This window comes from Acinetobacter sp. 1542444, assembly GCF_000581835.1.
GTDB classification, from domain to species: Bacteria; Pseudomonadota; Gammaproteobacteria; order Pseudomonadales; family Moraxellaceae; genus Acinetobacter; species Acinetobacter pittii.
The window spans coordinates 253,569-268,846 of the sequence record NZ_JEYA01000002.1; the positions used below are offsets into that span (position 1 = coordinate 253,569).

Sequence of the window (15,278 nt, forward strand, 5' to 3'; positions counted from 1 at the left end):
TCATTAAGCTAAGTCACTGACTTAGCTTTTAGAGAATTCGCCATGTCAGCATATACGATAATTTTTGCACCTATCGCTCAGGCAACTCGATCGGAACAAGTTGTGGAACGCTTGGAAAATGCAATTATCTCTGGATTGCTCAAAAGCAATGAACAACTTCCTAACGAGGCGGATCTAGCTCGCTTAATGGGAGTGTCACCCATTACCGTTCGTGAAGCGTTAAATACTTTACGCGTAAAGGGTCTGATTGATACACGACGCGGGCGAAACGGCGGAAGCTTTGTTTGTGAGTTACCTTCCGATTTACTCTTAAACAAGCATCCTCTACGTCAAGCTTCAAATGAATATCTGGCTGATTTAGGCGAGTTTCATAGTGCAATTTTAAGCCATGGTGCATATTTGGCAGCACAAAGAACTACTGAATATGAACTGGGTAAAATCAAAGAGCTTATTGATCAATTTGAACAAGCAGTTGAACCAGACACACGTGCCCAACTTGATTTACGTTGTTTGTTAACACTTACCTCTTTTGCTCAATCAGCTCGACTGGCAAATCAAGAGTTAACCATACAAGCCGAATGGGCACCGCTCATTGCTGTGCTTTACCAAGATGATCAATTTCATCAACTGGTCGTCGCACAATACCACCAACTTTTATCATCTTTTGTTCAAGGCAATGAAGATGATGCTGTTATTCAAGCGCGAAAAATCATTTTGATGCTAACAGACCAAATGCTTCGATATAAGTTATCTATCGAATAAAAACAATAAAGTAGAGCACTTATAAAATATCGAGTGAGAAATACGGAATTTTAGGAGTTATAGGAATGACCCAACATTTAGATATAGAAGAGCTTCAAAATTTGTTAAAGACGGTGGTTGAAGAAACGACAGCCATTACAGAAAAGCTTGCAACTAAAGCGAGCAAAATTCTTTCGAAACATGAACCTGAAAAAACAAAAGACGTTAAGCTTTCAGGTTCAGAACGCACAGCTTTGCAAAAGGAAATTAAAAAGGCATTACAGGAAAGCCATTACAGTCAAGGCATTGGTTTTGCAAGTTATAGCCCTGCAACGCAAGAAGAACAGGATTATTGGACACTCGAATGGTGGTATAAAAAAGAAGATCAGTTACAGCAAGCCAAACTTGAAAACTATCAAAATGCTCAGCGATTTTTAGATTTTCGCTCTTTCGAATGGTTTCATAAGCCTGCTCAAAACAAAAGTCCGTGCATCCATGGGCCCTATGTCGACTATATTTGCAATGGTGCATACACCATCACCCTTGCCCATCCGGTCATGATTCGTGATCAATTTATCGGTGTAATTGCTACCGATATTTTAGTTTCCGCACTCGAAAAACTTCTTATGCCGAAGCTCAAGAATATTAAGCAAAAAGCAATTGTGATTAACGACTCTTCTCGAGTGATTACTTCAAATGACATCACCATCAGAACAGGCACATTATTTAAAGACCAAAGCCCCGAGCAAGTTCTCTCACGACCGTGTCAATCTTTTCAACTGGTCGTGATCTAGAGTGAAGCCGAAAATATAAATATCTGATCTTGCTTTAGGGCATCACTAAAGCGAAACAGCCCCTAGCTTTTGTTCAAAGTTTCTCCAAACAGACTTGTTTATTCAGGTCTAGGGGAAGTTTTGGCTCAAAAATAGCATCGCTTTTCCGGATGAAAAGCAAAACAACTAATTTGAGGTTGAAATGACATGGAAAATAAAACGTCTTCCTTAAAAAAACTGTCTCTTTGGCAAGTCACGATTATTGGTATTGCCTACATGACCCCTATGACGGTATTTGATACCTTCGGTATTGTCTCTGGAATTACCAATGGACACGTACCACTGGCATATTTACTCGCACTTGGCGCCATGCTACTCACCGCTTGGAGCTATGCAAGATTTAGTCAAAATTCAGAAAAATCAGGCTCTGCATATAGTTATACTGCCGAGAGTTTAGGGCCTAAAAGTGGTTTTTTTGTCGGTTGGTGTTCACTACTCGACTATTTATTATTACCTCTCATTAATGTTTTGCTAGCTGCGATTTATCTCACAGCCCTTATTCCAAGTCTGCCTTACTGGTTCTGGGTCATTGTGTCGGCAAGCTTAGTCACTTTAGTAAACTGTTTCCGCATTCGGTTACTCGCCAATTTAAGCCTGTTGTTTGTGTTTGCACCGATCATACTGATGGTCATTTTTGTTTATTTAGTGATTAAGGGTATTGGCTCGACTCAAGGTTATGAGCATGTGCTTACATTGGCGCCACTCTGGCATGAGCACCAATCTTTACTCCCTCTCGTCGCGGGTGCCTCAGTTTTGTGCTTTTCTTTTTTGGGCTTTGATGCGGTTACCACGCTTTCTAATGAAACCAAACAACCCACCAAAAATATTCCTCGTGCAGTCATGTTAACGACTCTCGCTGGCGGGCTTATTTTTTTCACAGCCGCTTGGTTTATTCAACTTTATTTTCCAAACAATCTTCGTTTTCAACATCCTTCAGAAGCGTTGCCTGAAATTGTACTTTACGTTGGTGGTGCTTTTTTCCAATCCGTATTCTTGTGCGGGCAAATTATGAACACAGTCGCCTCTGGCCTTGCCTCACATGCCAGCGCTTCACGTTTACTGTATATAATGGGCACCGATAATATTTTCCCTAAAAAGTATTTTGGGACAATTCATATTTCATTAGGTACACCGTTTTTCTCGGTTTTGTTTGTTGGTCTTATTTCAATGTCAGCGGTTTTTCTAGATTTAGCCCAAGTCGTCAGCCTAATCAGCTTTGGTGCTCTAGTCGCTTTTACAGCCGTAAATTTCTCAGTTTTTATGAAGTTTTATATTAAAGATAAACAGCGTTCAGGGTTTAAAAACAAATTTCTAAACCTGTTTTTACCGCTTATATCAGTCTTTAGCATTATTTGCCTCTGGCTTAATCTCGATTCATCTTCACTCATGTTTGGTTGTTTCTGGTTAGCTTTGGGTGTTCTCCTATTTATCTATAAAACGATTAAAAAACAAAGTATTGCTATTAGTAATGCTTATTAATTTTTAAGGAACTTTATTATGAAAATTATTTCTAAACCTCAACTTTTAAAAGACGTGGAATATAAACCAAGTAAATCTCTACAAGTGGGTAAAGAATGGAGCTGGTTAAATCCGAAACATGCAAAATTTGACTCAACTACTGTAGAAGGCACCTCGGTAGATAACCCTGCAAACTATTATGAAAGCTCACTTTCTGATTGGCATACATTTGAAAGTTTAAAAGCTGATATTGAGTGTGATGTGGTTGTTATTGGTGGAGGTTTATTAGGTTCATCTACGGCCCTACATTTAGCTGAACAAGGCGTAGAGACTATTTTATTAGAAAAAAACCGTGTAGGTAGCGCAGCTTCTGGACGCAATGGTGGACAACTCACCCCTGGTTTAGCTCGCTGGGAAGCTCAAGAAATGGCCGATCGCTTGAGTTATGAAGATGCCAAAAAACTCTGGCATTTTACCTCTACAGAAGCGATGCAACTGATTGATGACATTTCGGAAAAATACCAACTCAACTTTGACCGCAAATACGGCCACATTACCGCCGCCGTTCATGAAGGGCATTTAGTTGGTTTAACACAAGGCGCCGATGCACGAAAATACTTAGGTGAAGACCATACCCGCATTGTGGGTAAACACGAACTCATGGACTATATTAAATCTGACTACTATACAGGGGGTTTAATTGATGAGTTAGGTGGACAAATTCATCCTTTAGCTTTAAACCGTGGCTTAATTTATGGCTTTTGCCAAAATGGCGGTACTGTTTATGAGCAAACAGAAGTCCTTTCAATAGAAGAAAAAGCAGATGGTATTTATGTTCAAACTGCAAATGCTGTTGTAAAAGCTAAAAAGTCTGTGGTGTTAGCGGTACACCATGCTTCATTTAAACTTTTATCAGAGCAAAACAATACTACTATTCCGTTTTATACCTATGTTGCGACGACTGCCCCGCTAGAGCTTGATACAAAAGAGCTACTGCCATTTGGGCATCCGGTCTATGACACTCAGTTCCAAATTGATTACTACCGTCCCGTGTTTAATAACCGCTTATTGTTTGGTGGCCAAGGTACAGGAACCTGCTGGGGTCCAGAGAAAACATTAAATTATCTAGAGCATCGAATTAATACCGTTTTCCCTCAAATTAAAAATCTAGAGATGGATTTTGTCTGGAGTGGAACAACTGATTTAACCGTAAATGGTGCAGTCGATAGCCGTAAGTTTGGTAATAAGTTCCCGATTTATGCTGTTCATGGTTGGAGTGGTCACGGCGTTGCTCAGACGGTACGTATTGGTAAAGCCATCGCGAATGACTTTGTTGGGCAATCTAACGACTTTGAAATGTTATCTAAAATTGACCATCAAAATATTATGTTTGGTCGTACCCTTGCACCCGTTGTTATTCCACTCGCAAAAAGTATGTATGGCATTGGCGCAATGATTAATCCAGGCAAAATGGTATCTTTCTAATTTATAAAATAACCAGTTTCAAAAAAGGATTCGTATAGCTTTGTACGGATCCTTTTTTATTTAGCTGAGTAAAATTCTTTTCAAACTAGGTTATCCCTAACCAATCTATTACAATAGCGCCAGCTTTTTTATTCAGCGCATATATTTTGAGCAATTCATCTTCCCAATTAAAACGCGGACTTAAAAATCGCCATATCCAGTTGATCGCTATGGGTGGTGCTGTCGGGACAGGTTTATTTTTAGGCTCTGCACAAGTCATCCAGTCTGCTGGTCCTTCTATTATTTTAGGTTATGCCATCGTCGGTTTGGTCGCATTTTTAATTATGCGCCAAATGGGTGAAATGATCGTAGAAGAACCTGTGGTCGGTTCCTTTAGTTACTTTGCACAAAAATATTGGGGGAAATTCCCCGGTTTTTTATCGGGCTGGAACTATTGGGTGGTTTATATTCTGGTCGCGATGACCGAATTAACAGCAGTTGCTAAATATGTGCATTACTGGTGGCCCCACATTCCTGCTTGGATATCAGCTTTATTTTTCTTTGTTTTGGTCACATGTTTGAACTTAGGCAACGTTAAATTTTACGGTGAATCTGAGTTTTGGTTAGCCATTATTAAAGTTGCGGCGGTTATTGCCATGATCGTGTTTGGCTTATATTTGTTGCTCACCGCAGGTAATGATTCTATCGCTAGCTTTGCGAACTTGTGGCAGCATGGCGGATTTTTCCCGCATGGGTTCTCGGGCCTATTTTATATGCTCGCCTTCTTAATGTTTGCTTTCGGCGGTATTGAACTGATTGGGATGACTGCCGCTGAAGCCGAAAATCCAGAAAAAAGCATTCCACAAGCCATTAACCAAGTCATCTTTCGAATCTTGGTTTTCTATGTGGCTTCGCTTGCTATCATCATGTCACTCATTCCGTGGAATCAGCTTGACCTCGGTGGTTTAGATAAAAGTCCATTTGTGATGATTTTTAGCCAACTTGGGATTGGCTGGGCAGCACATTTGCTTAACTTTATTATCTTGACGGCTGCCTTATCAGTTTATAACAGCGGTATGTATGCAAACAGCCGTATGTTATATGGCCTAGCAGTACAGGGCCACGCATCTAAAATTTTTACAAAAGTCAGCAAACAAGGGGTTCCAACACCTGCTGTTATCTTTTCTTCTATTCTGATTTTTGGTTGTGTATTACTGAACTATTTTATCCCAGAACAAGCTTTAAGCTATCTTATGTACATGGCTGTGGCTGCGCTGGTTTTAAACTGGGCAATTATTAGCTTTACTCATTTAAAGTTTAAACGTGCCATGAAACTTGAAAATAAAGTTGCCAAATTTCCTGCTCTATTTTCACCTTTAAGTAACTATATTGTTTTGATTTTTATTGGCATGATTTTATATATCATGTGGACTCAAGGGTTTGAAAAATCTGTTATTTTAATTCCAATCTGGATTACATTCATGTTTGGACTATATAAATTTCTGAGTTGGAAAAAAGCACTCTAATATTCAAAAAAGGCTTATTCAAACTGGATAAGCCTTTTATCATTTACCAGCTTGTCACCCTAAGCAACTTTAGAAAAACCATTCACATTCTATTCATCATTATTAAATTGTTCTCTACTAGACACATGGATATGTAAGCCTTAGTCATTCTAAACATTGGTATTTAATGAGATAATTATTAAAGTACAAGTGTTTACATGATCTATAAATATTTGTGTCAATGTTCAGCTAAAATCAAAACAGACCAGTTTATCGTTACGATCACTCAATAGGCAAAAGATACTGCATCGCAAGACAGGTTCTTTACCCACTGCACTGATTTAGCCCTCAACTGTGTCACTCAATGATGAAAGACAGGAAATTTTATGGAAAAAGCTCTGCAATGTCCTAAGTGTGGTTCTACAGAAATTGAAGCACGTGACCATGACAAATTACTTAGAACAACTGGCGGTGTTTTACTTACAGCTGCCGGCACAACAGCAGGCACTGTAGGTGGTGCTGCAACTGGCGCTACTGTTGGAGCAGCTATTGGTACTGTTGCTGGTCCTTTAGGTGTAATTGTTGGCGGAACAGTAGGGACTTTTGTTGGTGCCATTAGTGCAGGAATTACTGGCGGTGTAGTTGGTAACATTTTTGGTAAGAAAGCTGGCGTAATAATCGACAAGAATATTTTTCAAGATTATCGCTGTCTAAAATGTAAATACCGTTTTAAGCAAAAGAAGTAATTTAAATTAAATAGGAGAACTAGTTGCTCTAGCTCTCCTACCACCATAAACACCATCAAGACCCTATCAATACAAGCCTTAGTTTTTCAAGGATGAGAAAGTTTTCGACTGTAATCTGACTCTTATTGAGTTAACTGGCTGCTTTAAAGTCCTGCTGGGCTTTTTGGTATTCATCAAAAAGCTGTCCTTGCTTAACATCTTGACTACCTACACTACATACTTCAGCGACTTTATTATTAACCACATCAGAACAATCCTATTGCAGTAGGTGGAGTATTGGAAACATCCCTATTAGTTTCTGCTATTCATTTTATAATAATAGTCTTTTAAACATTATCAAATTCCACTATTTATTTTTTCTTATTTCTTCTTGCCACTTTAAACCCTTTTCAGTTGGATTTGGCCAATTAAGAGATGTAACTATTTCAATAGTGTCATCTGGGTATAGATGAACAACAAGATATTTCATATCCTTAACGTCATTCTTTTTTAAAAAAACTTGATTTTTTGCTGTATGTAATTCACTAGTTTTAGCATCTTTCCAAGTTACAATCTGTAAACCTAGTATCACTGGCGAAGTATTCATTGAGCCTAGTGCTCCACCAATAATATGATTATTTAGCTTCACATCATAAGTATTATATGAGGGATTATAATTAACAGATGTTGTCCCCATATAATATATTGTATTTGGCCGAATATCTGCACACCCTGCTACACTGAACACTAAACTTATTGGTAGGAGTAATAACTTTTTGAGACTCATAGTATTTCTTCTTGCTATCTTAGACCTTTTACAGCTGGACTTGGTCAATTATTAGATGTAGTAATTTCTACTGTATCATTAGAGTACAAATATGCAGATAAATATAAATACCCTTGAATTTCCCTACCACTACTTAAATTTGCCCATACATCCAATTACAACCAGTTAAAATTACTGGTATACCAAGTAAAATAAATAGTATTCTATATTTCATTATTTCTCTCCACTTAGAACTTATATTCATTTATCTTAATAAAAAATTCATTACCCAGCTTCAGACATTAAACTATTCATAATCTGATCCATTGTTAGCTTTTTATATTTAAACTTTTCAATAACCGCTGAAAATTATTATCTAAGTCAAATTGAGTGCCATACATCAATCATTTCTTTAAACTAAAGGGCTCGCCTCCCCTTAGTTTATCTATACTTCGGTTGAATATTATTTTCCTTAATAATTTTGACTATAGAATAAAGTACGGAACGCTTAACCTGTGTATTGTTATAACTACCTTGATGATCAAAACCTGTCATTTTGAATACTTGTTTAACTCCAGACTGCTTTAGTGGAGCACAACCAGACTGGTACGGCACGGTACCATCTCCAGGTGCGTTTTGATTCGAGATTGAAAAGACACCCAGATTACCACTTACCAACGAGATATAGCGAATACCATTATTCTCAAGTGCTAAGTCACGATTGTTAGCATCTGTACCTTTGCCTTCTTTAATTTTTTTCATTTGTTCTTGAACAATTTTTTGACGATATGTACCTATTTGCTTTGCTGTTGCTCTTGGTAACCTTTTCATTTGCTCGGCCGTTAAACCCCTTAATGGTCGATCTAATGTCCATGTTAGTGTGCCAAAACTTGAATGTTTAGGGTCATGTCCATAATTAACATAGGTACATGGATGATATTTATTGGTAATTTTATCGTGGAAATTTTTAACTTCATTAATTTTTAATTTATAGATATTTTTCACTGATTTGTTAGGATTGCTCTTTTTCACCATATTAGCCGGATCAACTAATTCTTCCTTGACCATTTCCCACCAGACACCATCAGCTTTATAAATTTCTTCATATGGGTCGCTTTTAGGAAGGGAAACAACATTAGTTTGTAAGTCTTTCCCATTCATAAGTCCAGAACCATTCAGAAATAGCCATGGTCGTCCATTATTGTAAGCTTTGCTTGGTAACAACTCTAAACCACCGGGAGCATTTGCCAGTACAGCAGTCACATGCTCAGTATTTTTACCAATAACATTAGCCGCAACTGCACTTACCAGCCCACCCTCTGATGAACCTGCAACAAGTCGTCTATAAGCAGCTGCCGCTCCTTCTGCCGGCATAACTCCATGCACCACCCCAGCAATATCTCCTCCACGTAATTGTACTAGTCTACGCGTTAGTAGCCCTCCCATAGAGTGAGTGACAATAATAAATTTATGGAAGCGTGCACCATATTCTTGCTTTATCTTATCCAATTTTTGAGCAACAGTTGCTGCTCCATTTTCACTAGATTGTAGCCAGTTATAGCCCATGGCATAGACAGGAAAATGAAATTTTTTTAAATGTTCTATCTCTTGTTGATTAATTGATATAAATGGCTCTTGAGGAGTCCATTTTTTTGATTCTCCCTGATTAAGTAAACTTTTCCACTCATAAACCGCTTCCTGTTGTTTCATTTGCCGAACTGCTGCATAACCTCCTCCTACTCCTGATGCATAAATCGGTTTTTCATTTAAATCAACATTATTCAGTACCATTTGTAGATAAGTTAAAATTCCACCATAACTACTCCAATGCACTGTACCCCAATAACGTTCTCTTAATGTCTTCTCAGTTAACTTAAGTCGACTATCAACTTCTATATCACCGCTTGTATCAACTCTAGTATTTAACGGATCCAACTCATTCTGTAATACCGCTGGACTTTTTTGCATTTGTGAATAAATGGTACCCACCATACCTCCACCATTGCCCAACTTCCATACAGGCTTATTCAAAGCAGTATTAAAAATATTTGATCCCATAATTCCGGGCACAAAAATAATTGGAATTGTATCTTGCAAAGGCACTTCTACATAAGTTCCAGCCTTATTTGTAGTAGGGCTAGTCGCCGAGCCTGATTGAGCAATAGACTTATTTACCATCTTATTGTTCCTTTTTATTATTAGGGGCAATTTGGATGCTGTTTAAAATAAAATCATGTAGTTGAAAAACTTTTTTTTGACTAATAGTAGACTGAAGTGGCTCATCATCATGAACAAGCTCGGCACTTTCTAAACTATAATGAATAAATGGATCATTATTATTTTCCAGTGAACCCAAATATTGCCACGCTGCTGACTCAAAACCACGCTCAGAGAAGCCTCTACGATGGGCGTGACCAAATATCTCTTCACCAGCTAAACTGTTAATCTCTTTCTTTTGTTCTCTTAAATTTTCTGTGCTCATCATAGCTTTAAAAATGGCAGGAGCATTTGCTTCATTTTCCTTAACCATCTCAATTAATGGACGATCAGATTCCAGTCGAGCTCGATGCTCTATATCTACTCGCACTCTTGGATAACTTGGAAATCTAAAATGTAAATACCCTCCTGTAAACGGAATATTTTTACTCATATCATCTAAAATAAAGAAATCTTTCCAACACAAACCAGCTTGTTCTTCTTCTTTAGCCGATCTAATTTTTATACTTTTTAATGTTTGTTTCATATCCTCAATAGCATTATCCAATAAATCATTATCTGCACCACTTTTTAGAACCAACAATCCCTTGAATGGGAAGTATAGGTAACCATCAATTTCATATGCTTCAGTGGTAAATTTATTACTTCTATAAATAATAATATTGCTTACAACCCGCCCATCTTTGTTTATAGGACCTTGTATTTCTCGTTTTAATAAAACGCCTTCTGTTTCATGAGGTTCATGCTTTAAATACTGAATCTTGTCATTAATCAGTTTTTGATATGCTTCGTATGTTTTTACACTTTCATCAACTTCTATGTTACTGCCGTTGTAGTTAAAGTTACTGTATTCAACTTGGGTCTCTTTCGGGACTGTTAATTCAATTCGGCCAAAACATACTTTTTTAGGATTACTATAATCAATCACTTTAATTCCTTCTTGTTCTTTCTCAACATTTGAACATGCACTAAAAGAAACTGTTGTTAATAAGCAAAGGGTTAAGCGCTTTAATAAATTCATTATTAACTTTCCTTAGTCCTTTATTCAGGAGAAAAAACTTCTATATTTAATGCTGTCATCGCATCTTTGGTAAAAACTGTAGTTTTCCCATCTTCGCCAGATACCCCTTCAAAAACCTGACCATCTTCAGCCGTAATTCGGTATTTCAGATTCTTGGCAGGTTCACCGTCTGGATAATGCAAAATAAAATGCTCGTCATAGTGTGATTTTAGTTCTGGCATTGCTGGTAATTGGCTCGAAAGTGAGGCACCGCTTTTTGTCTGGATTTGACCAGCTTTAAGTTCGATTAAACCAGGACATGCAATTTCTATATTCCCATCCTGAATTTTGATATATCCGCCCCCAGCAGTAATCAAAATTCCTTTTCCACTTTCGATTCGGACAAAATCATTAAGTGAGTAAACATGCATTTGTTGTTTGGAAGATAAAGTCATTTTTCCTTTTTGTGCTGCTAGCTCTACATCACCTTCACCCGATTTAATTTTGATTCCTGCATGTTTGGCAAAAATACTAATTTTATCCAGTGCCTTTGCAATCCAACTTTTACCAGTAAAAAATTGCAGATTTTTCGGTGTACTGACATCGATATTTTGTTTAGCGGCAAGTTGCAAACTCTCTTTGCTATCTAAAATCATTGCTGATTCACTATGCAAAGCCACTAAAGCATCTGAACTTTCATTCCATTTATCAAATTTTTCTTTTAGTGAGTCTTGTGAACCTAAATCTGGTTCATCTACTTCATGAGCTGAAGCAAGTTCTTTAAAGTATTTATTACTTTCGGTATGAAAATTAATATTCTCTTTTATGTTCGACCTTGTTAGTTGTTCGCCTTGTGCTTGTTCTGACGATTCGGATGTTACAAGTATTCCTTTAGTAGCACGAATAGCTCCCCACTCATCGGTTCTTAATTCAAATCCCTCACCACGCCCTTCACTCGTCGCACTTTCTTTAGGGTGACTTAAATTCCCCAAATTAAGCTGTGTTGCACCGTGACTGCTATGTAACTGAGCGCTAATTTGCCCTGTCGTATCATCAAAACGCAGCTGGTTATATCCACTACCGCCAACCTCTTTGGATCGAATACCACTCAGTTTTTTTGTGTCAGGAAGTTGCCCTTTAATATCAAACTTCGTTGGCGAACGCTGAGCTTCATGGATGCGTCCCGTCACAAATGGGCGATCAATGTTGCCATCAAAGAAATCAATCACTACGATTTCATCTTTACGCGGTAAAAAACGTGCCCCATAGCCTTCACCAGCCCATGGAGTAAGGACATCTACCCAAGCCGAATCTGTATCACTATTATTGGCCCCCGCGCCACCATCATGCGCATGGTCATCGGTACGTGTGAATAAGAATCTGACTTTTATTCGCCCCCATTCATCCACATAAATTTCTTCACCATCACTAACCACTTTGGCACGTTGGACATGGGCAACGGGGCGATGCTTCAATGGATCATATTCAGGGATAACGTTAATATTTCTGCGAACAACTACAAATTCATTGGCCTGGCGCTCTTGTTCACTGTCTTTACTGTTTTGCCAGTGACTTAAGGTCAATAGTTTTTCTACTTGGTCTTGAATATCTTTGGGTAGGTTATTTTGATTATAAAAGTGCTTATTAAGGATTAAAAACTCTTTATCTTGCTGACTATGATTTTTTTCTAATTCTGGATAGTCAATCAATTGGAACCAATAACCGACTTGAGTGTCACGTACACTACTATGTGCAGTAAAATACTTGGCTTGTAATGCCTGATATTGGTTTAAGTGCATATTCAGTTTTTCTAACTGAGAATTACTTGAAGCGGTGGCTTGATCCTCTCCTTTAAGATCGCTTATCCAAGCAGGAGATATATTCCACGCCTGTTCCAGACTTAAGCTTTCATTGTCTCGCTGAGTGCTGTGTTGATGTGAGCTGACCACTGATCCACTGGCATCTTCTTGACTTAGACTATCAGCTTGCCAACGTTGTACATGGATAGCTGTTGGTTGTAACTGCCGCTGAGCAATAAAACTAGTAATGCTGTCATATTGTTCAGTCGCATTTGAACGGTGATAACGGATGGTTCTACGTTCGAGCGATTGAAACTGAGTATTATCATCAATTAAACGTAGTTTTTGTGCCTCAATACTTTGGCTATTACTTGCTACAAGATAACTCGCCTCATCCACAAGCCAGTTAACCGATTCTTCACGCATTATTCGAGTTAAATATGCATAGTCACTTTCATTCGACTGCATAGAGAATGGGCGTACATCATATGTTTTGGTTAAACCACTCGTGTCTAACTGTAAACTTGACGCAAATAACGGGCTTTTACTCTGCCATTCCTTAAAGATGACTTCGATAACGTCCACAACGCTTTTATTCATAAACACACGACTATTACGTCGTTTATGCCATAAGCTAGTAGCGTCCTGCATAGTCAAACGATATAAACTAAAAGCACCATCGCTTTGACCTTGGCTAGCACCAGTGACAATACCCGTAGTTCTAAAAAGCTGACCTGCATCTGTTACTTGATCAATTGCAACCTGACATCCAATAAATTGTTTTAATTCAATATATGGGTTTGTAGATAAGCAAATAAGCTCTGCCGATAGTCCATCATTAATACCATGATAGCCATCAATACGCTGCAACATAATCTGTGAATTAAGCTCAGTATTTGAAAACTGGATACTAATCGCACGTTTTTGAGCGCCAAATCCTATTTTTTCCAAAATACCAAAGATATTATTCAACATTATTATGCAAACCTTATTATTAATTAAACAAGTCTAACAGAATGATAAGTCTGTCTCAATTTAGGGTATTTCATGTTTTGTTTATATTAGTATCTTTTCCCTATCATCTTCTCATTTGCTTTATTGAAATCTAAACCGAACTTAAATTTTAAAAACAAAATATTTACAACCAATCTCAGTGGAGAGAAACAATAAAATCAGTGACTTACTTTACATTATTAAGAGGATATGAAAAAATTATTACCTCATATAACATCTGAAAGTTAAAATGAAAAAAATATTATTTTTAAGTTTAGTAAGTGTCCTTAGCTCATATACTTTTGCTGAAGACAATAGTTCAATTTACCGCGGACTAGGCACTGGTACTAAAGATTTTTTAAAGTTTGAAATACTCAAAAAACAAGGCTTTATAGCAAAGAAAGCAACTATTTCAAGGGCAGATTATAATGATATATACAAACTGAAAAAGCCTTATCAATTTATGGGACAAAATGTTGTATTAATCTCAGATGAATATATGTCTGAATATGTGGGCTGTTGCGTTAGTGAAGGTTGGGGTGCGGTATTTAAACAAATCTCTAATTTGAAATTAATTGAACATTTTGCAAAAACTAATCAATGCAAAATCTCTCCTATAGAACAGGACAGTGATTACTATGGATTTAAAATCCGTTCATTACCCAAAGGTAATTACTATGAATTATCATGCCGCGAACGCGATTTAGATGAATCCCAATAAATCGAAGTTAAATTCTAAAAATAAAAAGCCAAACTAGTAAGTTTGGCTAGAAGAATCGAACAGCTATAAGCTATATTAAAGAGGAATCGCCTTTGATGCGACTTTTACCAAAGTTCCTCCACCCGGAACAACCGTACTAGCTAACTCTGCCGAAAGTTCTACTAAATTCTCTTTAGTAAAAGCTTGATCAAAAGTATTCCGGAACCAACTTCCTTGTTCAATAACTTCTCCTGTAAGTCCATCAACCTCAATAACGCCAACTTTATCTGCATTAGACCAAATATACTCAAATGCATAAACTGGACGAAAATATAGGTACAGTTGAGTTATTTCCTCTGAATCTTCAATAATATTAGTTGCATGAACTTTTTGATTTTGTAGTTCCGATCTGACAATGCTAGTAATAGAGTCAAGAGATAGTAATGGTTGAAGTACATTATCAACTTCGACTTTATCTACCTCAGAAAGTTCAAACTTTCTAATATATTCCGCTAAATGAGATGATTTAAGCTCACGTTGCAAGCCATCAAAGTAATTTGAAAATTCTATTTTTCTGCTACAAACTTCTTTCATTTGCAATTCTATTTTGCCTTTATCCTGTTGACGTGTAACAGGATAATTTTTTTGTTCAGGATCTTCATAAACCTGGATTTGCTTCGCATGTGAATTATGTACAGGAATAGAATAAGTCACAACACAATCGTAATTAAGGTTACGCTCGCTTGAGACAAACCAAAATGGTTCATAACGTAATATATGATTTTTTAAATGTACTGTTTCTTCCGTAGGACGTTTTAAAAAGTTAAATTTTGCTAACATTCCAAAAGCATTAACCTTCTTCTTTTCAGCTTGTTGCTTTGCTGAATCAAATTCAAATATTTTCTTAAAAACAAATATTTTATGGTTTTCAGCCTTTACTTCTAATTTTGACATAATGATATCATTGCTATTAAACAAATTTTTTAAATTATAGTTATTAAATTTCATAAAATAAATCATTAAGATTGTATATTTTATTTAAGCGTAAGATTGGATAAACTTCCAGTAAGTGCCAAC

General features: G+C 37.1%; 12 protein-coding genes. 7 read left to right on the forward strand and 5 right to left on the reverse strand.

The window, feature by feature from the left end; all coding sequences use genetic code 11:
- Positions 1 to 42: 42 nt before the first annotated feature.
- The 6 genes from J580_RS10190 to J580_RS10215 all read left to right on the forward strand — a co-directional run bounded on the left by J580_RS10190 (position 43) and on the right by J580_RS10215 (position 6,747).
- Positions 43 to 762 (forward strand): FadR/GntR family transcriptional regulator, encoded by a 720-nt coding sequence (locus J580_RS10190; RefSeq protein ID WP_032004087.1) that lies wholly within the window; start codon positions 43 to 45, stop codon positions 760 to 762.
- A gap of 65 nt (positions 763 to 827) precedes the next feature.
- Positions 828 to 1,535: a cache domain-containing protein gene (locus tag J580_RS10195; RefSeq protein ID WP_032004089.1), complete on the forward strand. Its 708-nt coding sequence runs from the start codon at positions 828 to 830 to the stop codon at positions 1,533 to 1,535.
- A 186-nt stretch (positions 1,536 to 1,721) separates the two neighbouring features.
- Positions 1,722 to 3,053: an APC family permease gene (locus tag J580_RS10200; protein ID WP_032004091.1), complete on the forward strand. Its 1,332-nt coding sequence runs from the start codon at positions 1,722 to 1,724 to the stop codon at positions 3,051 to 3,053.
- Positions 3,054 to 3,071: 18 nt separating this feature from the next.
- Positions 3,072 to 4,517 carry an NAD(P)/FAD-dependent oxidoreductase gene (locus tag J580_RS10205; protein ID WP_032004092.1) on the forward strand — a complete coding sequence of 482 codons (1,446 nt, stop codon included), beginning with the start codon at positions 3,072 to 3,074 and terminating at the stop codon, positions 4,515 to 4,517.
- Between the two features lie 146 nt (positions 4,518 to 4,663).
- Positions 4,664 to 6,022 (forward strand): amino acid permease, encoded by a 1,359-nt coding sequence (locus J580_RS10210; RefSeq protein ID WP_081403611.1) that lies wholly within the window; start codon positions 4,664 to 4,666, stop codon positions 6,020 to 6,022.
- A 365-nt stretch (positions 6,023 to 6,387) separates the two neighbouring features.
- A complete protein-coding gene (locus tag J580_RS10215; RefSeq protein WP_002120526.1) occupies positions 6,388 to 6,747 on the forward strand; it encodes a hypothetical protein in 360 nt (119 codons plus the stop codon).
- A 346-nt stretch (positions 6,748 to 7,093) separates the two neighbouring features.
- On the opposite strand, the gene J580_RS0104170 is transcribed toward J580_RS10215, so the two are convergent.
- The 4 genes from J580_RS0104170 to J580_RS10230 all read right to left on the reverse strand — a co-directional run bounded on the left by J580_RS0104170 (position 7,094) and on the right by J580_RS10230 (position 13,483).
- Positions 7,094 to 7,513, reverse strand: a complete 420-nt coding sequence (locus tag J580_RS0104170) for a hypothetical protein (RefSeq protein WP_032004094.1) — start codon at positions 7,511 to 7,513, stop codon at positions 7,094 to 7,096.
- A 420-nt stretch (positions 7,514 to 7,933) separates the two neighbouring features.
- The gene (locus J580_RS10220) at positions 7,934 to 9,670 is read right to left on the reverse strand and encodes an esterase/lipase family protein (RefSeq protein WP_032004095.1); all 1,737 of its coding nucleotides are present in this window, start codon (positions 9,668 to 9,670) and stop codon (positions 7,934 to 7,936) included.
- Position 9,671: 1 nt separating this feature from the next.
- Positions 9,672 to 10,730, reverse strand: coding sequence for a T6SS immunity protein Tli4 family protein (locus J580_RS10225; protein ID WP_032004096.1), 1,059 nt, complete (start codon positions 10,728 to 10,730; stop codon positions 9,672 to 9,674).
- A 20-nt stretch (positions 10,731 to 10,750) separates the two neighbouring features.
- Entirely contained in the window at positions 10,751 to 13,483 is a 2,733-nt protein-coding gene (locus tag J580_RS10230) for a type VI secretion system Vgr family protein (protein WP_032004097.1), read from the reverse strand.
- Between the two features lie 268 nt (positions 13,484 to 13,751).
- Here J580_RS10230 and J580_RS10235 point away from each other — a divergent pair, with 268 nt between their 5' ends.
- On the forward strand, positions 13,752 to 14,222 hold the full coding sequence (locus J580_RS10235; protein ID WP_032004098.1) for a hypothetical protein: 471 nt from the start codon (positions 13,752 to 13,754) through the stop codon (positions 14,220 to 14,222).
- A 75-nt stretch (positions 14,223 to 14,297) separates the two neighbouring features.
- Here the strand turns inward: J580_RS10235 and J580_RS10240 are convergent, their stop codons facing one another.
- On the reverse strand, positions 14,298 to 15,221 hold the full coding sequence (locus tag J580_RS10240) for a hypothetical protein (RefSeq protein WP_005075600.1): 924 nt from the start codon (positions 15,219 to 15,221) through the stop codon (positions 14,298 to 14,300).
- Positions 15,222 to 15,278: the final 57 nt, after the last annotated feature.